At 31.0% G+C, this 20,397-nt stretch carries 18 protein-coding genes and 14 tRNA genes; 1 reads left to right on the top strand and 31 read right to left on the bottom strand.

Features of this window, described 5'->3' with window-relative positions:
- Positions 1 to 78: 78 nt before the first annotated feature.
- The 8 genes from yhaM to Q4528_RS10290 all read right to left on the bottom strand — a co-directional run bounded on the left by yhaM (position 79) and on the right by Q4528_RS10290 (position 9,630).
- On the bottom strand, positions 79 to 1,020 hold the full coding sequence (yhaM, locus tag Q4528_RS10325) for a 3'-5' exoribonuclease YhaM (protein ID WP_017638040.1): 942 nt from the start codon (positions 1,018 to 1,020) through the stop codon (positions 79 to 81).
- A complete protein-coding gene (locus Q4528_RS10320) occupies positions 1,020 to 3,953 on the bottom strand; it encodes an ATP-binding protein (protein ID WP_096807774.1) in 2,934 nt (977 codons plus the stop codon). The genes yhaM and Q4528_RS10320 overlap by 1 nt, the downstream gene beginning before the upstream one ends.
- Positions 3,943 to 5,139: a metallophosphoesterase family protein gene (locus Q4528_RS10315; RefSeq protein ID WP_017638038.1), complete on the bottom strand. Its 1,197-nt coding sequence runs from the start codon at positions 5,137 to 5,139 to the stop codon at positions 3,943 to 3,945. Before Q4528_RS10315 ends, Q4528_RS10320 begins: the two co-directional genes overlap by 11 nt.
- Positions 5,140 to 5,389: 250 nt before the next feature.
- The gene (locus tag Q4528_RS10310; protein ID WP_017638037.1) at positions 5,390 to 5,734 is read right to left on the bottom strand and encodes a YlbF/YmcA family competence regulator; all 345 of its coding nucleotides are present in this window, start codon (positions 5,732 to 5,734) and stop codon (positions 5,390 to 5,392) included.
- 69 nt (positions 5,735 to 5,803) lie between these two features.
- Complete coding sequence (locus Q4528_RS10305) at positions 5,804 to 6,934, bottom strand: DUF445 domain-containing protein (RefSeq protein ID WP_029056286.1); 1,131 nt, start codon at positions 6,932 to 6,934, stop codon at positions 5,804 to 5,806.
- Positions 6,935 to 7,158: 224 nt separating this feature from the next.
- Positions 7,159 to 7,623, bottom strand: coding sequence for an XRE family transcriptional regulator XdrA (gene xdrA / locus Q4528_RS10300; RefSeq protein ID WP_002452105.1), 465 nt, complete (start codon positions 7,621 to 7,623; stop codon positions 7,159 to 7,161).
- A 250-nt stretch (positions 7,624 to 7,873) separates the two neighbouring features.
- Positions 7,874 to 8,497, bottom strand: coding sequence for a response regulator (locus Q4528_RS10295; protein WP_029056287.1), 624 nt, complete (start codon positions 8,495 to 8,497; stop codon positions 7,874 to 7,876).
- Positions 8,498 to 8,517: 20 nt separating this feature from the next.
- A complete protein-coding gene (locus tag Q4528_RS10290) occupies positions 8,518 to 9,630 on the bottom strand; it encodes a GAF domain-containing sensor histidine kinase (RefSeq protein ID WP_029056288.1) in 1,113 nt (370 codons plus the stop codon).
- Positions 9,631 to 9,809: 179 nt separating this feature from the next.
- On the opposite strand from Q4528_RS10290, the gene Q4528_RS10285 reads away from it, so the two are divergent.
- On the top strand, positions 9,810 to 10,640 hold the full coding sequence (locus tag Q4528_RS10285) for an RluA family pseudouridine synthase (RefSeq protein ID WP_029056289.1): 831 nt from the start codon (positions 9,810 to 9,812) through the stop codon (positions 10,638 to 10,640).
- 59 nt (positions 10,641 to 10,699) lie between these two features.
- Here the strand turns inward: Q4528_RS10285 and fumC are convergent, their stop codons facing one another.
- The 23 genes from fumC to Q4528_RS10170 all read right to left on the bottom strand — a co-directional run bounded on the left by fumC (position 10,700) and on the right by Q4528_RS10170 (position 20,304).
- On the bottom strand, positions 10,700 to 12,085 hold the full coding sequence (gene fumC, locus Q4528_RS10280) for a class II fumarate hydratase (protein WP_046466851.1): 1,386 nt from the start codon (positions 12,083 to 12,085) through the stop codon (positions 10,700 to 10,702).
- A 155-nt stretch (positions 12,086 to 12,240) separates the two neighbouring features.
- Entirely contained in the window at positions 12,241 to 12,633 is a 393-nt protein-coding gene (locus Q4528_RS10275) for a hypothetical protein (RefSeq protein ID WP_017638031.1), read from the bottom strand.
- A gap of 151 nt (positions 12,634 to 12,784) precedes the next feature.
- On the bottom strand, positions 12,785 to 12,961 hold the full coding sequence (locus Q4528_RS10270) for an SAS053 family DNA gyrase inhibitor (protein ID WP_017638030.1): 177 nt from the start codon (positions 12,959 to 12,961) through the stop codon (positions 12,785 to 12,787).
- Between the two features lie 27 nt (positions 12,962 to 12,988).
- Positions 12,989 to 13,588 carry a 6-phosphogluconolactonase gene (locus tag Q4528_RS10265; protein ID WP_017638029.1) on the bottom strand — a complete coding sequence of 200 codons (600 nt, stop codon included), beginning with the start codon at positions 13,586 to 13,588 and terminating at the stop codon, positions 12,989 to 12,991.
- 181 nt (positions 13,589 to 13,769) lie between these two features.
- Complete coding sequence (trmL, locus tag Q4528_RS10260) at positions 13,770 to 14,240, bottom strand: tRNA (uridine(34)/cytosine(34)/5-carboxymethylaminomethyluridine(34)-2'-O)-methyltransferase TrmL (RefSeq protein WP_017638028.1); 471 nt, start codon at positions 14,238 to 14,240, stop codon at positions 13,770 to 13,772.
- Positions 14,241 to 15,371, bottom strand: coding sequence for a tRNA epoxyqueuosine(34) reductase QueG (queG, locus tag Q4528_RS10255; RefSeq protein ID WP_046466852.1), 1,131 nt, complete (start codon positions 15,369 to 15,371; stop codon positions 14,241 to 14,243).
- Positions 15,372 to 15,513: 142 nt separating this feature from the next.
- Positions 15,514 to 16,236: an amino acid ABC transporter ATP-binding protein gene (locus Q4528_RS10250; protein WP_046466853.1), complete on the bottom strand. Its 723-nt coding sequence runs from the start codon at positions 16,234 to 16,236 to the stop codon at positions 15,514 to 15,516.
- Complete coding sequence (locus tag Q4528_RS10245; RefSeq protein ID WP_046466854.1) at positions 16,229 to 17,689, bottom strand: ABC transporter substrate-binding protein/permease; 1,461 nt, start codon at positions 17,687 to 17,689, stop codon at positions 16,229 to 16,231. Before Q4528_RS10245 ends, Q4528_RS10250 begins: the two co-directional genes overlap by 8 nt.
- A 115-nt stretch (positions 17,690 to 17,804) precedes the next feature.
- The gene (locus Q4528_RS10240) at positions 17,805 to 18,869 is read right to left on the bottom strand and encodes a PTS sugar transporter subunit IIC (protein ID WP_017638024.1); all 1,065 of its coding nucleotides are present in this window, start codon (positions 18,867 to 18,869) and stop codon (positions 17,805 to 17,807) included.
- Positions 18,870 to 19,092: 223 nt separating this feature from the next.
- Positions 19,093 to 19,175 (bottom strand) — tRNA-Leu (locus Q4528_RS10235).
- 36 nt (positions 19,176 to 19,211) lie between these two features.
- A tRNA-Gly gene (locus Q4528_RS10230) sits at positions 19,212 to 19,286 on the bottom strand.
- A 13-nt stretch (positions 19,287 to 19,299) separates the two neighbouring features.
- Positions 19,300 to 19,374, bottom strand: a tRNA-Gly gene (locus Q4528_RS10225).
- 13 nt (positions 19,375 to 19,387) lie between these two features.
- Positions 19,388 to 19,462: transfer RNA gene (locus Q4528_RS10220), tRNA-Gly, on the bottom strand.
- A gap of 13 nt (positions 19,463 to 19,475) precedes the next feature.
- A tRNA-Gly gene (locus Q4528_RS10215) sits at positions 19,476 to 19,550 on the bottom strand.
- Positions 19,551 to 19,562: 12 nt separating this feature from the next.
- Positions 19,563 to 19,636, bottom strand: a tRNA-Cys gene (locus tag Q4528_RS10210).
- A 5-nt stretch (positions 19,637 to 19,641) separates the two neighbouring features.
- A tRNA-Gln gene (locus Q4528_RS10205) sits at positions 19,642 to 19,713 on the bottom strand.
- An 11-nt stretch (positions 19,714 to 19,724) separates the two neighbouring features.
- A tRNA-His gene (locus Q4528_RS10200) sits at positions 19,725 to 19,797 on the bottom strand.
- Positions 19,798 to 19,799: 2 nt separating this feature from the next.
- A tRNA-Trp gene (locus tag Q4528_RS10195) sits at positions 19,800 to 19,873 on the bottom strand.
- Positions 19,874 to 19,882: 9 nt separating this feature from the next.
- Positions 19,883 to 19,966: transfer RNA gene (locus Q4528_RS10190), tRNA-Tyr, on the bottom strand.
- Positions 19,967 to 19,972: 6 nt separating this feature from the next.
- Positions 19,973 to 20,048 (bottom strand) — tRNA-Thr (locus tag Q4528_RS10185).
- A gap of 8 nt (positions 20,049 to 20,056) precedes the next feature.
- Positions 20,057 to 20,129 (bottom strand) — tRNA-Phe (locus Q4528_RS10180).
- 10 nt (positions 20,130 to 20,139) lie between these two features.
- Positions 20,140 to 20,215: transfer RNA gene (locus tag Q4528_RS10175), tRNA-Asp, on the bottom strand.
- Positions 20,216 to 20,230: 15 nt separating this feature from the next.
- Positions 20,231 to 20,304, bottom strand: a tRNA-Met gene (locus tag Q4528_RS10170).
- Between the last annotated feature and the right edge of the window lie 93 nt (positions 20,305 to 20,397).

The following is a 20,397-nucleotide window of genomic DNA, read 5'->3' as shown; positions in this document are numbered from 1 at the left end:
TACTTTTGAATAACAAATATTTATAATTTAAAAAGGTGATGTAGCTCTTCATTGAGCTATATCACCTTTTCTGAACTTCTAATCTAATTGTGTTGGATTGTAAAATTGTCTATTTTCAAGTCCAAAAATTCGTTCTGTAAATTGACCTTTTTCAGTTTTCTTAAATGCTTTTTCAAACATATTCATTTTAGCATCAATATTATCTATGAAAAATAAAATCTCAGCCTCTTTCAAATGAGGCATTTTAGGTGATCCAAATTCTAATTTACCATGATGAGCAAGAATCATATGTCTAAGCAACATTACCTCTTCTCCATCAATACCAAGCTCTTTAGCTGCTTCAGCTACTTCATCACTTGCAATAGAAATATGGCCTAATAAGTTTCCTTCTACAGTATAAGTAGTTGCTACTGGTCCACTAAGCTCTTTTACTTTTCCTAAATCATGTAAAATAATAGCACTATATAAAAGACTTCTATTTAATAATGGATAAATATCGCATATCGATTTAGCAACACGTAACATCGTTAATACATGATAACTTAAACCACTAGCAAAATTATGATGATGGGAACTTGCTGCCGGATACGTAAAGAAGCTTTCTTGATATTTTTTAATTAAATGTCTTGTTATGCGTTGTAAACTGGCATTCTCAATATCAAGCATATAATGAGAAAGAGCTTCTTGAATTTCTGCTGGTGTCATTGGTGCGCCATCAACAAAATCTTGTGTATTCATATTTTCTTCAGGCGTGGCTAGTCTTATTTGATTTACTTTCATTTGTTTACGACCACGATAATTAATAACATCACCTTTAACATGCACTATTTCTTCAGGTTTTAATGTTTGCATGTCTTCTTTAGTCGCAGTCCATAATTTAGCTTCAATGTCCCCACTCTTATCTTGCAAGAACAGTGTCATATAATCTTTACCTTGAGCTGTTACACCTTGCGTTGCTCTATGAATTAAAAAGAAGTGATTAACCGAATCACCGGGATTTAATTTTTCTACATTTCTCATTATTTCCCGCCTTTCTCAAATTTATTTAAAGTAATCATTTCTTTATTTGGAATGATATTATCATTTGTACATGTAAAGTATAAGACTTGATAATCTTGAGATAATTCTCTTAAATAGTTCAACATTCTTTCTTTACGTGCTTTATCAAAATGTACAAATGCATCGTCCACTATAATTGGGAATGGATAATATGGTTTTAAAACTTTGATTAAACTTATTCTAAGTGCAACATATAATAATTCTTTTGTAGATTGACTTAGTTCTACAGGTTGGAAAATTTGGCCATTTTCATGTTTCACTTGAATTGCCTCTTCTGAGTAATAAATATTTGTATAAGCATGATTAGTAAGATTTTTGAAAATAATAATCGCTTCATTGATGACTTGTGGCAAACGTTTATCTTTAATTTGTTTAATATGCTCTTCTACTAAACTTTGTAAGTAGCTTAAACTTGCCCAATCTTTAGCAATATCATTCATTCTATTTTTCAAGCTATGATATTCATGACGTAAATTAGTTAGTGTCGTATCTGTTTCCATATTATTAATTTGCGCATTTAAATCACTAACTTCAGCTTGCATATCGAGATATTGTTCATTATATTGATCTACTTGTTGCGCTAATAGTTGATTTTCTTCGTTTAATTGTGCACTAGTTTTTTCACTTAGTTGTGAACTAGATTCATAAGAATAATTTTGATTTTCTAGATATTTAGTTAAATCGTTAAAACGTGTCATTTGATTTGTATAAGTTTGGTAATTTTCATGATGTTGATAAAAAGCTTCTTCATTTGAAACATTTATATGATTAAATAATTCTTTAATCGTATTATTACTTTCATCTAAATGTGAACGTAATTGAGTTAATTCATTTTTAAGTAATTTGCTCTGTTCACTATTTTTATACCATTTCTCATTATTTTCTTCTGCATTTTTTAACCATTGTTTGACATCATGGAAGAATGACATCTTATTGAAATAAGTAAATTGAGATTGAGTTACTGCTTCAGCATGATTGTAGAAAGCTTCTATATCATTTACTAGTTGATGTCGTTTGCTATTAAGATCATCTAAATATTGGTCATTTGACTTAATTTGACTCATTGTGCTAATACTTTCAACAATAAGATTATCTGATATTTTAGGTGATAAATGTAACTCTTGTTTAGCTACTTCAATACTATTATTGATTTCTTCTAAACGTTGTTGTGCTTTAGATAATGAACTTTCTATATAGCTTGACTTCTCAGCTAAAACGTCTTTATTTTTCAAAGCGTGTTGCCAATGGTCACGAATACGAAATTGTTCATCTAAATCGAAGTCTAAATTATAATCTTTTTCCAATTCTTGTAATTGATTTTCTAAATCATCAATTTCTTGAGTAATTGTTTCGCTATAATCAACTTCTTTAGATTTCACTAAGAAAATACCTACGATAAATACTACTGTTAAGATTGCAAAAATAATACCAAACAACATATTTTGAGAAATAAATGCAAAGACAGTTAACGCTGCACCTACAATAGCTAATAAAATAAATGCCCATCGTAATATATTCTGGCGTTTATTTTTTCTTTCTTGTTCGAGTTCAAATGTCTCTTTTAATTTTTCATATAAGTTTTCTTTTTCGTTTAATTCAACAATTTGTTGTTTATGTTCTTTTTTCTTCTCGAATGTTTCTTCGGGAACAAGTTGACTTTCTAATTGTTCAAGTTCATTAGTATTCGCACTCTGATCTATTTTATTATCTTCAAGACTTCTTTCTAATTGTTGAATATATGCAACTTGTTCTTGCTTATCCTTCACTTGGTCACTAATGTGACTCTTCATAGCTTCGGAACTATCTACTTGGTGATGCGTTTCATTCCACCCAATATTTGACTGCATACTTTCTTTATCACGTTGTTTATCAGAAATTTCTTTTTCAATAGATCTTAATTCATACTCTTTTTGTTTAATCTCATTTTCTTGTTGATATAAACTATTAAACGCATCAATATCAGATTGTTTTACCGGTTGAAGTGATTGATTTTCTTGTTCAATTTGTGATAATTGTTGTTCTCTTAAATCAATATCTCTTACTAAGGATTGTTTATGAGCTTTAGCAGTTTCATAACGATCGATACCTTTTTCAGGAAAATGTAATGGTTCTATATTAAGTGCTTGTTCAAGTTGTTTCCATTCTTGAGTTTGATCATGTAAAGCTACTTCTTTCTGCTTAGCTTCATGCATTTTAGAGAGTTGATTTAAGTTTTGTTTTAGATTATCAAGTCTTCGAGATGACTTATCTTTTTCATCTACTAATCTATGATAAGTATCTAACTTTGCTTCTTCTTCACGTATTTGTGCTTCTAATTGTTTCAATTGTTCGACTTGTTGATTGATAATTGGATTTTTACCAGATTTTTTATACAATTCGTCTTTTTTTAAGCTGATTGTATCTCTCATACTTGTAAATTCAGTTGAGCCTAACGCACCCGCTTCTAACAAATAATCTTGTAGTTGTTTTTCATCTAAATTGCGATGAATATCTTGTAAGCCTAAAACGTCAAAAGAGAAGATACCTTGATACGTTTTCTTAGAAATATAATTCAATTTCTTTTGAAGCCATTCTTCATCTCTAACTGTACCATCTTCTAGATAAACTTTAACGTCACCTTGGGCGCTTCCTTTAATACGTTCAACTTCAACGATACTATTATCATCTAACTGAAGCTTCAGTTTACCGCCATATTGATTACCTAACCTAGGCTCTAAACGAGGTTCTTTAGACTTTTTAGTAGGAAAACCGAATAAAATTGAATGTATAAATGCTTGAATTGTAGATTTCCCAGTTTCATTATCACCAAAAATTTCAGTAAATGACTGATTAAACTCAATTGTACGTTGAACAAATTGTCCATATCCATATATTTCAAGTGATTTAATTATCATTATGTTCACCTCTCATGTCTGCTTTTAATAAATCTTCAGCATGATTAACTAATTCAGTTTTATCAAATGAAGTATAGTCATCTAAATATTTAGATGCTCGTGGATTTAAATATAAATCAGACATAGCTTTATCAAAAACAGAACTGTCATCTAATAGGTCTTTTGAAAACTCTTTGACTAATGGAGGTTCATCATTTGTTGCATATTGGATGTTCAAATCTTCAATAAAGACAAAGTCTTTTTCATGTTCTTCATAGTCTGAAATCATTTCTTCAACTTGTAATACATCTTGAGGGGATAACATCGTTTCACTCTTGATAACAACATTTAATCTATAGAATGCTTTACCTTCATCGCGTACTTTATCTTTAAAAGATTGTATTGCTTCATATAACCCTTGCTTTGTAGTTTGTGTCGTTTCAATTGTAGCTTCTTCAAATTTGATATATTGTGTCGGATAAAATTTAGTTTTTAGTTTTAAATTGTCCCCTTGTATAAGTAGACAACCTTTTTCACCTTTTTCATTAAAATGTCTTCCTTGAATATTACCAGGATAATTAATTACAGGCATATCACTTAACTGTTGGCGTTCATGAATATGACCTAACGCCCAATAGTGATATAGTTTATTATTTAAATCTTCTAATCTAAATTCAGTATATCTATCTTTAACTGATGATTTACTATAAGTTCCATGAAGTACACCTATATGTATTCCTTGCTGACCTTGACTTGATGGGAAACTATCAATTTTATTTTCATAGCTTGCCTCATTTTGGTAACTAAAACCATGGATAAAGATTGTTTCTCCATCTTTAGTAATTGCTTGATATGTTTCTACTTGATTTGAGAATACCGAAACATTTTTAGGCCAATTTGATGAAATTTTAGTAGATAATGGATCATGATTACCATGACAAATATAGACAAAAATTTGTTCTTTTTGTAAACGTTCAAATTGTTCTTTTAAAAATACTTCTGCTCGTAATGTACGATTTTCTTTATCAAATAAATCTCCAGCAATAATAATAAAGTCCACTTCTTCTTGTAGTGCTAAGTCAACAATTTGTTGGAAACTTTCATACGCGCTTTTTTGTACATCCTCAAAAATTTTAGGACTTAAATGGCTTTTAGATTTAAAAGGACTGTCTAAATGTAAATCCGCACAATGTATAAATTTGACCATAAGCTTTATTCTCCTTATTTAAGACACTTTATAACTGCATTAATTAAAAAATGTAGTTAAAGTTATAAAAACGAATTATCTTTTTAATTATTAAGTTATAACTATTTATAATTTTCCTTTATATCTACTCATTTTACCATATGTGAAACGCTACAGTCGATGCAGAACCATGTTATTAGTAAATTACATAAAAATAAGCTACAGTACCTTATCTCAGTACTGTAGCTAGTATAAATCATTACGCGATTAATTAGTCAGCGTAAATTTCATCTAATGGTTTAACGATGATTTGATTGATTTCTTGGAATACTTGACTCATTTTTTGCTCAGCTTGCATTAAAGCTGAAATGTTTTCATCTTTTTCGATTGCTTGAGCTTGTTCTTGAGCTTTTTGTAAGTCTTCCTCAGGAATTTCTTCACCTTGCATTTGTTTTTGTTGGAAGCTCATTTGAGTTTCACGGAATTCATCAAATAATTTTTTTGATTCTTCATTATCTTTTACTTTAGCGTAAGCATCTTTGATAGCTTTGTATTCATCACTATCTCTTAATGCTTGTTCTAATTGGTTTGCATAATCATATAAATTTACTGCCATTGTTAATTGCACTCCTTTGAGTTAATTTGTGTTTTAACACTCTTCAATAATGTAACACATATTATTTAGTTAGACAAAGATTGCGACTATTCCTTGGAAAATACCTATTATTCCTCCAAGTATAAATCCTAAAGACATAATTAATTTTAACTCTTTATTAGCTATATCTATAATAATTTTTTCAATATAGTCTAAATCAAACGTATTAATCTGATCTTCTATAAGCTGTCTTAAATTAATTTTACGCATGATAGTTGATAAATTACTTGATAACTGATCGATAATTATCATAGTGAGTTTACCTGATAATTCATTTTCTAAATATTTAATGAATTGAGGTGCCAAGTCTTTTATTGGTTGTCTTGCTTTATCATGCAAATTGAAATGTGTGATGATTAATGTAGAGGTTGTTGTTGCCATTTGTTTAAATTGATGATTTGCTACTAACTCACCTAATCGTTTATTTTTGAATGTTTCAACTTCATTTTTTATAACTTGCTCAATAATGCTTTTAGCTTTTGGATGTCTTGTCAAACGAATTAATTCTTGTTGAATACGATCAGCAATGCTTTCTCGTGTCATGAACATTTGTAATAAGCCTATTATCTTACCTTTTTCATTAAAGAAAGTATCTAACATTTCATTTATATCACGAGTTCCTTTAGGTGATGATAAATAAACACGTGCACGGTCACAAATTAAATCCCCTACTTCATCTAACCTCTCATCAACAAGATTAATTAATTCTTGGGGCACGATATCTTTGATAGCTTTTTGCTGATTGGATTCATAATATTGATTCAGTATCTTTTCTACTTTGGCTGGCATTTGATGATCGATGACATCATCTATATTAAAATCAAATTTATTAGCAATATTATAAATAGTCATATCATCAGACTTCAATTGAGTTAATTGATTCATAATCATTTCATTTATCGCATCTTTAGCTTGTCCATCATTCAACTTTTGTCTGATAAGCTCCTCAGTGAGTAAATGTTCTTCTATGACTTGTCCAATTTTATTAGCAATTTCATCTCTTCTTTTTGGAATTAAACCAGGTGTGAATGGAATACGCATTTTAAAAATATAATACGGATTAAATGGATGAAACAACATTTTTATTGCAATCACATTAGTTATACCACCAATAATAGCACCGACTACCATCATAAATAAGATGATAAATAAAGCATGCATGACAAAGACTCCCTTCTTTTTAAAAATCATGATTCATTATAGCATGTTACTGATTTAATTAGAGATAATTAAAATTATTAAAAACTTACAGGTTATATAAATAAAAGCCTAAGTCTTCATAATAGATGACCTAGGCTAATATGTATAACGAATAACTAAAACATCTTCTAACTATTTAAAAGTGATTAAATCGTTTTAAGATTCTACTGTCACTTTTACAGAAATTAAATATGAACTAACTCTTCTTTAGCATTTCTATTGAAATAAGTTTCTGCTTCTCTCATTTTTGAAGTACCAAAAATAGGTTGTTTTTCAGGATTTAACACACGATAAATATTGCTTACTTTATTACTTTGTAGAATATAACCGCTTCTAGTTTCGATTGTATTCCAATAAATATCACTAGTAGTTGAGTGATTTGGGTAAGCACAGTGGTTTCTAGAAATAGTTTGTACGATTTCTAAAGGATCACAACCAAATGTACTATTCAATACATCAGAATCTCTAAACAAAGCACAAATAGAAACACATGTTGTCCAATTAGGTAATACGCGTTCTTTTTCTATTTGAACTAATGTTTTCTTTGATAGTCCAATTGTTTGAGCCATTGTATCTTGTGTATATCCTGCTTCTATACGAACCATTTTAAATTTTGTTTGAATTAAATCTGTAAAACTCTGTCTATCCATTCTATTATCTACCTTTCTTGAAAAGAATTTATATCCGGACACAAGAAATTGCAATTATACACATTTCTTGAAACACAAATTACATCTTAATATATTTTTAAAGAAAATAAAAGAGTCAATTTTGTTTTATCGGTATTTTTGTTAAAGGCAAAATTATCAAAATAATTAAACTTTTAACATTATTGATAGTTAGAAAGTTATTTTTACATTAAAAATTGAGCTTGATTTTTAGTGGTTAAAACTACATTTATTAAATCAATTTATTTTCCATAGCATATATTGCTGCTTGTGTACGATCGCTCACTTGTAATTTACTAAATATGTGACTAACATGGGTTTTTATAGTCTTTTCTGATACAAACAATGTATTCGCGATTTCTTTATTTGTTTTTCCTTTGACCATTTCTTTTAATACTTCAGTTTCCCTCTTAGATAACTTATTAGTAAAATGTGGTTTTGTACTCATAGTATCGATGACACGTTTAGCATTGGGATGAATGATTTTTTCTCCGTCAAGCACTTTATGAATTGTTTCAATAAGTTTCTGAGGTTCTACATCCTTCATTTCATAACCATCCGCACCTTTTTCTAATGCTGATATCACGTGTTCATCATCTACATAGCTTGTTAACACTAAAATTTTAATATTGGGATAATGTTTCTTTAAATATTCTGTAATTTCAATACCATTCATATCAGGCATTACTAAATCTAGTAAAACGATATCTGGTAATTCATTTTTCTCTAAATAATGTATAAATGATTTTCCTTCAGCAAATCCTTGAATTACTTCAATATCATCTACAGTAGATAATAAAAATTCTAAACCTTGTCTCACAATATGATGATCATCAACTAATATAATTTTATGCATAGTTATACTCCCTTAAAAACTTAGTTCAAAGGTATTTCAATTTTAATACGCGTACCTTTATTTATTTTTGATTCTATTTGTAATTGTCCTTTTAATAAATCAGTTCGTTGTTGAAGATGCTTAAGACCATTTGAATTGTCTTTGGATTGATGATTATTATCAAAGCCTTTGCCTTCATCTTGAACAATTACAATAAGCGTTTCTTTAGTTTGTTTTAATATTAATTCGACATCTTTAGTATTAGCATGTTTTCTTACATTATTTAAGCATTCCTGTACCATGCGATATACATTTTCCTCTACTAGATTAGATACATCTACTAATCCGTCCACATGTACAGTTAAATTAAGTTGTAGTACATTACTATATTGATTCAAAGCTTGTAACATACCTTGTTCTAATCCGACCGGTTTTAATTGCCATATGAGGGCACGCATTTCATTTACGGCATTTTGACTCGTTTCTTCAATCGTTTTAAACGCTTTTTTAGATATTTCTTCATTTGATATCTCATAAGCTGCATGGGCAGTTAATTTTAATGAAAATAACATTTGATTTACCGAATCATGTAAATCTCGAGCTAATCTATTTCTTTCATTTATTCGAGCATTTTCTTTCTCTCTATCAGTAAGCATAATTCGTTTTATTGCTGAGCCTATTTGAAAAGCAACAGATTCTAGTAATGCTAAATCTTCTTCGTTGTAATGGACTTTATGTGGTGTCGCAACGTTTAATAAACCAAATTGTTCTTCCCCAGATCTTAGTGGTACAGTCGCGTGATGTGTGATACCATCTGTTTCTTCATGGTGTGCACGATTCGCTAAATTAATTCTAGAACAATTAATAATATTAGATGCTTTTGTTAATTTTCCATTATGATAAGATCTCACACACCAACATGAACCGTTTGTCATATAGTGACATTGATTATTTGATAATGCCCCAGGTAAATTTACGCTCGATACTAATTCGTGATTACCTGCTTCATCAATAAAGAAAATCCAACCCGTTGTAAAATCGCTGCCCTCAATTAAATATTGAATTGCTCCTTGCATCATACTATACACTTCTGTTTCTTCATTTAAAAATTCAGCAATTTCTTTAAGGAGTGCTAAACGTGTTGGTTTTTCCATAGTTACCTCCGATTTTAATTTATATATATCTATTCTATTATAGCGTTTAAGATTATATAAACAAACATATCACCAAACTCTTTAAATTATCAATTAGTTAAAGGACTGTGATTTCAATTAATTTTATATTGCTGTCATATATTTTGTGATATGATAAATAGTAACTATAGGAGGATTTTATGAAATTTACAATACCTGAAAATTATGATCAATATACATTGAGAGAGATTTTCCAAGATTTGAAGTTACCTAAGAAGGACTTACATTTATTAAATATGTCTAAAGAAATCACCATTAATGACAAAGCTAGCCAATTATCTAATAAAATACATACAGGTGATCATATATTTATACCTACGCCTGATGAGAAAAGTAATTATTTACCTAGTTATCGTTATGCACAAGTTTTTTATGAAAATGATGATTTTGCAATCGTCCTAAAACCTAAAGGTGTCAAAACACATCCTAATGACTTAAAAGAAAGTAATACATTAATGAATCATGTTATATATACGATTGACAGCGAATATGTTGAACCTATTCATAGATTGGACCAAGAAACGGTTGGTTTATTAATTGTAGCTAAAAATCCTATAATGAAGAAAATACTAGATAGAATGCTTGAAGAAAATCAAATCACACGAATTTATAAAGCGCATGTTAAAGCGTTATTACCAGTTAAACCACAAACTATCGATAAACCAATCGGTAAAGACAAATTCCATCCAAATAAGAAACGTATTTCTAATACTGGACAACGTGCTATTACTCATATACTTTCATCAAATATGATTAAAGAAAATGTTTGTGAATTAGAAATTAAATTAGATACTGGTCGAACTCATCAAATTCGTGTTCATTTGGCTGAAATTGGACATCCTGTTATTGGTGATCCATTATATGGTGATTCAACTTTAAGACAATTGGAATTACACAGCTACAAAATTGAGCTGCAACATCCTTTTACTAAGGAATTCATTTCAGTTAGTTTAGATGACGATATCTCATAAATAAAAGCTAGGTTGATTATTAATATAATTCAACCTAGCTTTTTGAAATTTTTATACCTCTAATGTGGATCTACCATATCTTCTGGTTTAATCCATTCTTCAAATTGTTCTTCAGTTACATGGCCTGACTGAATTGCTGATTCTTTAAGCGTTAATCCTTCTTTATGTGCTTTTTTTGCAATTTGAGCTGCTTTTTCATAACCGATATGAGGATTTAATGCAGTAACTAACATTAATGATTGATTTAAATAATTATTGATGTTTTCTTCTATAGGTTCAATTCCAACTGCACAATTATCATTAAATGTTTGCATACCATCTGCAAGTAAATAAATTGATTGTAAAGTATTGTGTAAAATAACCGGTTTAAATACATTTAATTCAAAGTTACCTTGAGAACTTGCAATTCCGACTGCAGTATCATTACCCATGACTTGAACAGCTACCATAGTTAACATTTCACATTGTGTTGGATTAACTTTACCCGGCATAATTGAAGAACCTGGTTCGTTTTCTGGTATAGAAATTTCAGCTAAACCAGCTCTTGGACCTGAAGCTAACCATCTAACGTCATTAGCTATTTTCATTAAATCTGCTGCTAATGCTTTAAGTGTTCCATGTAATTGGACAACTTCATCGTGTGCTGTTAAAGCATGGAATTTATTTTCAGAAGATACGAATTCATAACCAGTATTTTTTGAAATAAATTTAGCAACTTTATCTCCAAATTCTGGATGTGCATTAATTCCTGTACCTACTGCTGTACCACCAATAGCTAAGTTTAATATATGTTTTTTAGATTCACTTAGTAATGTTTCACATTTATCTAACATGTATCTCCAACCGCTAATTTCTTGGCCTAATTTAATTGGTGTAGCATCTTGTAAATGTGTACGTCCGATTTTTATGATAGATTCAAATTCATCTTCTTTTTGTTTGAATGTTTGACGTAAATTTTTTAATGCAGGTTCTAATTTAGTTTCAACTTCGTGATACAAAGCGACATGCATTGCAGTTGGAAATGTATCATTAGAACTTTGTGATTTATTAACATCGTCATTAGGATGAATTGATTCATCGCTATTATGTTCTTTTAAATATTCATTAGCTACATAACTTACGACTTCGTTAACGTTCATATTACTTTGAGTACCGCTTCCTGTTTGCCATACTACTAATGGAAAGTGTTCGTCCAACTCACCATTTAAAATTTTATCGCATGCATATACGATTGCGTCTTTTTTAGCATCACTAAGTTTACCTAATTCATTATTAGCTAATGCAGCACCTCTTTTTAATTGTGCAAAACCATAAACTACTTCAATAGGCATTTTTTCTTTACCTACTGGGAAATTACGTTTACTTCTTTCTGTTTGCGCACCCCAATATTTATCTGCAGGTACTTCAATTTCTCCAAATGTATCATGTTCAATACGTACTGACATTTTATTCTCCCCTTATTTATATTGTTTGATACCAGTATATCACTATTTAAATTACCTTATCAATTTAGAACTAAACCGTTTACATAATAAAATTTTACAAAAAAATCTAGCTTCAACAATTTTATTTAACTGTTGAAACTAGACTCTATTATTTTTTATTGAAATTTTTGTTTTGTTGCTTGAACAGTAGCAATTGCAGTTAAAATATACAATATCGCACTTAAAATAACTGTAACTGGACTTATTTGAATTAAAATTCTCAAGAAGCCTGTTAAACCATTATAAAAATCATTTAATGTGTAGTATAAAATTCCAGTTATAGCTAAACAACAAATTACACTTATAATGATTCCAGATTGATTACTCTTAATAAAAGTTTGCGCATTGACATCATCAATTAAGCCATTTGAAAGATTCAATTGCAATTGCACGATTTTGAATAATAATGGTAAATATAATGCGCCAAGTGCTAATGGAAATGCTTTAATTGATATTAAACTTATAATGACCGTAGCTATCATTAAATGTTTCCAATACTTTCCTAACATACACGTTCTCCTTATATATATGACTATTCAATATCATATCATAATATAAGTAGATATTTTATGCATTTTTGAAATACAAATTGTAAAAATATCATACAATTAATAAAAGCGCTTGTAGTAGACTATGCTAATACAAGCGCTTGATTAATGATTATTCTTCTAAATCAGAACGAACATCTGAATCATGTGATTGGTTTAATTTATCTTCATCATTTTCCTCAGAAATTTGTTCCATTTCTTTACCTAAATCTTTTAAATCATCTAAATCAGTTACCATAGCATTTTCTTCTTCATGATAATTAGTTTTAGAATCTTTATTTTGTGTCATACATAGAACCTCTTTTTCACTTAGTAATTAAGCAAAGCGAGCAGTGAAGTATTCTTTAACATCTTCAGGTAATCCAGCCGCTGCTTCTTTATCTAAAATAACGTTAACCATGCGATGAGCTTTTAAATCTGCTGGTTCATAATTAGACTTACCATTTTCATTATATAATTTTTCAACTACTTCGCGTTTATTGCTACCAGTAACAACTAAGAAAATTTCACGCGCTTCTAATAATCCTTGTCTTACGCTTACATCAAGGTTGCCATTCTCATCAATAGAAACTACTTGTAACACTAATTTACCTTTATTTTCTTTTGTTTTAATTTTATCAGAAATAAATTCATTAGCATCTTGATTATAAGATAATGAATAAATTTGGCTTTGAGGTACGCCTAAAGCTTCATAGTATGATTTATTTTCATCATAATCTAAAATGTTAATTTGACTAAAATCAACTGCATGTAACTCAACGTTCTTTTTAAGTTCATCTAATACAGGTGCATGGTCTTTAGTTAAGTGAACACCAGCGATAGTCATAGGATTGTTGTTAAACTGTTTTCTCAAAATGTCTGCTGTATATTCAGCTACTCTTTGTTTATCTTCGAATACTTTAAAGTTCATTGCCATTTTAAAATACACTCCTCTTAGTTTGCTATACATAGAATAGTATGGTTAATATTAATTCATTTATACCCTTATTATATTTAGGTTAAACTAACCTATGTTTATTGAATATTATTTTCTCATCAATAAATATAACATGTTGATATAATATCCTTCATCTACTTTGAACTTAATCTATCATTTTTTAAGATAAATCAGGGAAAGATTGTTGTCTTAAAGCTTCATAAATAAGTAATGCTGCCGTGTTAGAAAGATTTAATGATCTAATTTTATCACTCATAGGTATACGTAATGCTGTTTCTTGATATTTTTCTTTAACCCAATCCGGTAACCCAGTTGTTTCTCTTCCGAAAATAAAGTAATGATCGTGACTTGTATCTGAAAAATCAAAATCACTATATGTTTGTTTACCAAATTTAGTAAGTAAATAATAATCTCCTTCAGTTTCATCAAAAAATGATTCTATATTTTCATGGTATGTAATATTAACATGTTCCCAATAATCTAATCCTGCTCTTTTTAACATTTTATCGTCAGTACTAAACCCTAAAGGTTTAATTAAATGTAAATGTGTATTGGTACCTGCACACGTTCTAGCAATATTGCCAGTATTGGCAGGTATTTCAGGTTGAAATAAAACAATGTGATTTGTCATTTATTTTTCTCTCCTCATTTCCAAGCCTTTCTTCATTTCAACTTGGACTTCTTCTAATTCATCATGATAATGTGTTTGAATAAATTCACGCGCATTTTCACCATCAATTTGTCCAATTGCCCAAAATGCTGTTCCTCTTATCATAGGTCTTGGATCATTTAATGCTACTTCTTTTAACTCAGGTATAGCACTTTCTTCATTAAAATGTGCTAAAGCTAAAATAGCATTACGTTGAATTGGTTTTTTTCCTCTCCAAGCACCTGCTAAATGCCCATATGTTGCTTTAAATTCTTTATTACTCATTTGTAATAATGGTATTAATCGAGGTTTCAATATTTCTGGTTCTAAAACTATATCATCATGTTGCGTATTGATTCCTTTATTTTTTGGACAAACTTGTTGGCATGTGTCACAACCATATAAGCGATTACCTATTTTATATCTATATTGATCATCTAAATACCCTTTTGTTTGCGTTAAGAAGCTAATACATTTTTGACTATTTAATTGACCATTACCTACTAATGCTCCAGTGGGACATCTATCAACACAAATAGTACAGTCACCACAACTATCAATTAATGGATCATCAGGTTCAAATGGAATACTAACAAGCATTTCTCCTAAATAAGTCCACGTACCTAAATCTGGATTAATTACAAATCCATTTCGTCCTACAAATCCTAAACCAGCTCGTTCTGCAACCGCTCTATCAGATAATACACCAGTATCTACCATAGATTGAATCTCAACATCTGGAACAACTGATCTTATATACTCACTTAGTTGATCGAGTCGCTTTCTCATAATTGTATGGTAGTCTTGTCCCCAAGAAGCTCTTGCAAACATACCACGTCTATCACCACGAACACTTTTAGGTGCACCTTTAAGTTTATTTGGATAGCCTACAGCAATTGCAATAATGGATCTTGCAGTTGGTAAACTTAATTTGGGTTCAGTCCTTAGTGCAATGTCAGACTCTTCAAAACCAGATGCATATCCCTTAGCATGATAGTCTTCTAGTTTTTGTTTTAATTCGTCAAAAGGATCGGCAGTAGTAAAACCTATACTGTCGATACCAATAGTATGCGCATAATCAATGATATCTTGTTTTAACTGCTTTACATCCAAAATTTTGCCCCCACAATAAAAATATACTCTTGTTATTCTAACATATCAGTAATTAATGATGTATGTATCAGATTTAAAAAACAAGCAAACACACAAAATGTTCACTTGTTTATTGACAAATTATATATTATTTTTCATATAGTTATAAAACTCTTGCTAAGAAATTTTGAGTTCTTTCATTTTGTGGGTGTTCAAATAGTTCGTTGGGTTTACCAGATTCTACTACCACTCCGTCAGCCATAAATATTACTTTATCACTTACCTCTTTAGCGAATCCCATTTCATGTGTAACCACAACCATAGTCATACCTTCTTTAGCTAGATCTTTCATTACTTTTAATACATCACCAACAACTTCTGGATCTAGGGCTGAGGTAGGTTCATCAAATAGCATAACATCCGGTTGCATTGCTAATGCACGTGCAATAGCAACTCTTTGTTTTTGTCCGCCTGACAACTGACTTGGATATACTTCGGCTTTTTCTTTTAAACCCACTTTTTCAAGTAATTCCAAAGCTTGATTATTCAACTTATTTAACTCTCTCTTTTTTAAAAGTTTTGGAGCTAATATGATATTATCTTTAACCTTTTTATGTGGAAATAAATTAAAATTTTGGAATACCATACCTATTTTCTGGCGTAACTGGTCTAATTGTATACCTTTATGCGTTAAATCATTACCTTCAAAAATAACTTGTCCTTTAGTTGGTATTTCTAGTAAATTCATACATCTCAGTAATGTACTTTTCCCACTACCAGAGGGTCCAATAATTGCTACAACTTCTCCTTGCTGTATTTCTAAATTAATGTCTTTTAAAACTTCATTATTACCAAATTTCTTATTTAAGTTTTTAATTTTAATCACTGGCCATCATTCTCTCCTCTATAAAATTCATGATTCGTGATAAAGTAAATGTAAGAATAAAGTACATACCTGCTGCTATTAATAATGGTGTGAAAGGATCAAATGAAATACCTTGAACAACTTGAGCATTAAACATTATTTCACCTACACCAATTGTAGATACAATTGATGATTCTTTTATTAATGTGACAAATTCATTACCAAGAGCAGGTAGAATATTTTTAATTGCTTGAGGCATAATGACCGATTTCATTGTTTGATTGTAACTTAAGCCTAAACTACGAGCAGCTTCAGTTTGTCCTTTGTCGATTGAATTAATACCTGCACGAAATATCTCTGCTATATATGCTGAAGCGTTAATGACTAACGCAATGATTCCACAAATTAACGCAGAAATATCTAGTCCAAGTGCTGCGGTAGTACCAAAAAATACTATAAAAACTTGTACTAATAGTGGTGTTCCTCTTAAAAATTCAATGTAAATTGATGCCAACCAAGATAAAGGTTTAATTTTGCTTAATTTCATAAGCGCAATAAAAGCTCCTAAAATAGCTCCTAACACTACCCCAATAATTGAGATTAAAATCGTATTTTTTATACCTTTAATGAAAAAGCTTTTATATTTTGTATAAAAATTACCATCATCTTGCATATCTTTTGATGCTTGAGTCATATATTGATCTATTAAATGTTTATCATTGACTTCATCGATAGTTTGATTAAGCTTTTTTAATAAAATGGGAGAATTTTTAGGAAGCGCAATACAAGTGGGTTTCTTTTCTTCATTAAATGTCACATCTGAAAAAGCAAGTTCTGGATTTTGTTTTATGTATGCTTCTGCTACCGGCTTTTCTAAAATAGCTCCATCTGCTTTATTGCTTTTGACAGATAATATTGTTTCAGGCAATTTATTTAAAGAAGTCACGTCAGCATTTTCTATCTCTGTTTTTGCTATTTTTTCTTGATCTGTACCCTTTTGGACAGCAATTCTTTTATTTTTAAAATCGTTAATATCTTTTAAATGACTCTTTTCTTTTTTCTTAACCAACATAATATTATTAGTCATCATATAAGGCTTTGTAAAATTTACTTCTTTTTCACGTTCAGGGGTTGTTGTCATTCCTGAAATGATAATATCAATTTTTCCTGTTTTTAATGCACCTAGTAAACTATCAAATTGCATATTAATAATCTTTAATTTCAAATGATTATCTTTAGCTATCTTTTTGGCTAGTTCAATATCAACACCAGCATATTCAGTTTTACCGTTTATATTCTTTTCAAATTCCATTGGTGCGTAATCTGCTGATAGACCAACACGCAATACGCCACTTTCTTTGATTTTTTTCCAATGTTCGTCGTTTTCTTCAGCATGAGTATTGTTTTGAGTATTTGTCAATAATGAACCTACAAGGATTATAAATACCAAAAATACTTTAATAATATATTTCATTAAAGCATCCCTCCTTTTTAATATTCATTATTATACAAATTTATACATTAATATGCAATATTAATTTTTAAATACATAAAAAAAGCATAGCCATTAGGCTACACTTTAAGCAAATTTATTCTTTTGGAATTTCAAATTTATATATTTCATCATTGTAAGAGTGTATAAATTTTTTGCATAATTCATGGACTACAAATCCACTTATGAAAGGAACTATAAAGTATCCAACAAATAATAATATAATATTAGTCATTTGGTCACCAGACATACGATTTAATGCATTAATAGGTCCAACTAAGCCTGTATATCCAAATCCAGCTGAAAGTGGCGTCCCTTTAATTCCAATCAAATACGCAGTTATACCAGTCACTATTCCGTTAATTATCAATGGTACTGCAATAATTAAGTGTTTTAAATAAACAGGAATCATCATTTTTGCTGCTCCAATTAATAATACTAAATTAACCCCAATAGAATTTATTCTTAATGAACCAAATAAAAATGTTACGCATGCAGCTACAATTCCCATATTAGCAGCACCACTTCCCAAACCAGTTAAACTAATAGCAGTGGCAATTGCTACTAATGAAATAGGTGTTACCATCAATAAAGAGAAAGTTACGCTTATTAAAATTGACATAGTTAAAGGATTCAAATCAGTAAATGAATTAATAACTTTACCAATAGTATGAGTGATAATTTGAACATAAGGTAATGTAATGAGTCCTATTGTTCCACTGACTACCGGAATTAAAACAGGTAAAATAATCATTTCGAAAGATCCCAATTTACCTTGAAGAATTAAATATAAAAAACATGCTATAATCACGACTAAAATAATATTAATAATATCTCCAATACCTTTTAACATGATAGTCTGACCATCAAAAACAATTGCCCCTGACCCTAACATAGCAGAAGCTCCTATTATCGCTGCTCCTGATCCATTAAATTTAAATTGATGCGCAGCAAGTACACCAACAATAAAAGCCATGAATGATTGTACTACAGTAACAAGTCTAAAAATACTTTCAAGCAGCTCGTTACCATCTTTAAAAAATTTCAACAATTCACCAAGTAAAGCATTTGGCAATAATGCAATGACTACTCCTGCCCCTACTGCATTTAAAATATTACTAAAAAAACTTTTACTACCCATTTTCGAGCTAGTATTACTCATTATAGACCTCCAATTAATAATGTTAGAATTATCATATTATAAAACTCTTTTTACTACAATCACACTTTTTAACAAAGATAAGACAATATTTTTAAACGTTTTAAATTCTTCAAATCATTAGTATTTATTCCTCTATTCTTTAAAATATCTAAAAGTATAAAAAAAGAGTGAAAACATTGGTTGAACAACATTTTCACTCACAATACATAAGGTATTTATATAATACCGGCGGTCGGGATCGAACCGACACTCCAAAAAGGAACGGGATTTTGAGTCCCGCGCGTCTGCCAATTCCGCCACGCCGGCTCAATATAAAGAAAAAACTTCCCACTTGGAAGTAATTGGAGCGGAAGATAGGACTTACACCTATACCTCATTCCGGGAAGGAATGTGTTCTAAGAGTTGAACTACTCCCGCTTAATATAAAATTTGGAGCGGAAGATAGGACTTGCACCTATACCTCATTCCGGGAAGGAATGTGTTCTGAGAGTTGAACTACTCCCGCTTAATATAAAATTTGGAGCGGAAGATAGGACTTACACCTATACCTCGTTCCGGGAAGGAACGTGTTCTGAGAGTTGAACTACTCCCGCTTAATATAAAATTTGGAGCGGAAGATAGGATTTGCACCTATACCTCGTTCCGGGAAGGAACGTGTTCTAAGAGTTGAACTACTCCCGCTTAATATAAACCTGGAGGCGGCAACCGGATTTGAACCGGTGATAAAGGTTTTGCAGACCTCTGCCTTACCACTTGGCTATGCCGCCAATAACTGGGCTAGCTGGATTCGAACCAGCGCGTGACGGAGTCAAAGTCCGTTGCCTTACCGCTTGGCTATAGCCCATTAATAATAAGGGCGGTTGAAGGGAATCGAACCCTCGAATGTCGGAACCACAATCCGATGCGTTAACCACTTCGCCACAACCGCCATGGCAGGGGCAGTAGGAATCGAACCCACACCAAAGGTTTTGGAGACCTCTATTCTACCGTTGAACTATGCCCCTATTTAAATATGGTGGAGGGGGGCAGATTCGAACTGCCGAACCCGAAGGAGCGGATTTACAGTCCGCCGCGTTTAGCCACTTCGCTACCCCTCCAAGAGATGGTGCCGGCCAGAGGACTTGAACCCCCAACCTACTGATTACAAGTCAGTTGCTCTACCAGTTGAGCTAGGCCGGCTTGTTAAATGGTTCAGGACAGAGTCGAACTGCCGACACATGGAGCTTCAATCCATTGCTCTACCAACTGAGCTACTGAACCATAATAATAATGGCGGTCTCGACGGGAATCGAACCCGCGATCTCCTGCGTGACAGGCAGGCGTGTTAACCGCTACACTACGAGACCTATTAAAACTATGTATTGCGGGAGGCGGATTTGAACCACCGACCTTCGGGTTATGAGCCCGACGAGCTACCGAACTGCTCCATCCCGCGTTAATAATAAATAATAAAAACGGAGGAAGAGGGATTCGAACCCCCGCGGCCCGTTAAGGCCCTGTCGGTTTTCAAGACCGATCCCTTCAGCCG

This window comes from Staphylococcus pasteuri (genome assembly GCF_030547725.1).
GTDB lineage: Bacteria > Bacillota > Bacilli > Staphylococcales > Staphylococcaceae > Staphylococcus > Staphylococcus pasteuri.
Note: the sequence above shows the minus strand (reverse complement) of the source record. Positions and strands in the feature narration are given on the sequence as shown.

What these genes read in the sequence shown, in the direction of transcription:
- yhaM (WP_017638040.1), bottom strand. Translation starts at nt 1,020, where the DNA reads ATGAGAAATGTAGAAAAATTAAATCCCGGTGATTCGGTTAATCACTTC.
- Q4528_RS10320 (WP_096807774.1), bottom strand. Translation starts at nt 3,953, where the DNA reads ATGATAATTAAATCACTTGAAATATATGGATATGGACAATTTGTTCAA.
- Q4528_RS10315 (WP_017638038.1), bottom strand. Translation starts at nt 5,139, where the DNA reads ATGGTCAAATTTATACATTGTGCGGATTTACATTTAGACAGTCCTTTT.
- Q4528_RS10310 (WP_017638037.1), bottom strand. Translation starts at nt 5,734, where the DNA reads ATGGCAGTAAATTTATATGATTATGCAAACCAATTAGAACAAGCATTA.
- Q4528_RS10305 (WP_029056286.1), bottom strand. Translation starts at nt 6,934, where the DNA reads ATGCATGCTTTATTTATCATCTTATTTATGATGGTAGTCGGTGCTATT.
- xdrA (WP_002452105.1), bottom strand. Translation starts at nt 7,623, where the DNA reads ATGGATAGACAGAGTTTTACAGATTTAATTCAAACAAAATTTAAAATG.
- Q4528_RS10295 (WP_029056287.1), bottom strand. Translation starts at nt 8,497, where the DNA reads ATGCATAAAATTATATTAGTTGATGATCATCATATTGTGAGACAAGGT.
- Q4528_RS10290 (WP_029056288.1), bottom strand. Translation starts at nt 9,630, where the DNA reads ATGGAAAAACCAACACGTTTAGCACTCCTTAAAGAAATTGCTGAATTT.
- Q4528_RS10285 (WP_029056289.1), top strand. Translation starts at nt 9,810, where the DNA reads ATGAAATTTACAATACCTGAAAATTATGATCAATATACATTGAGAGAG.
- fumC (WP_046466851.1), bottom strand. Translation starts at nt 12,085, where the DNA reads ATGTCAGTACGTATTGAACATGATACATTTGGAGAAATTGAAGTACCT.
- Q4528_RS10275 (WP_017638031.1), bottom strand. Translation starts at nt 12,633, where the DNA reads ATGTTAGGAAAGTATTGGAAACATTTAATGATAGCTACGGTCATTATA.
- Q4528_RS10270 (WP_017638030.1), bottom strand. Translation starts at nt 12,961, where the DNA reads ATGACACAAAATAAAGATTCTAAAACTAATTATCATGAAGAAGAAAAT.
- Q4528_RS10265 (WP_017638029.1), bottom strand. Translation starts at nt 13,588, where the DNA reads ATGGCAATGAACTTTAAAGTATTCGAAGATAAACAAAGAGTAGCTGAA.
- trmL (WP_017638028.1), bottom strand. Translation starts at nt 14,240, where the DNA reads ATGACAAATCACATTGTTTTATTTCAACCTGAAATACCTGCCAATACT.
- Q4528_RS10245 (WP_046466854.1), bottom strand. Translation starts at nt 17,689, where the DNA reads ATGAAATATATTATTAAAGTATTTTTGGTATTTATAATCCTTGTAGGT.
- Q4528_RS10240 (WP_017638024.1), bottom strand. Translation starts at nt 18,869, where the DNA reads ATGAGTAATACTAGCTCGAAAATGGGTAGTAAAAGTTTTTTTAGTAAT.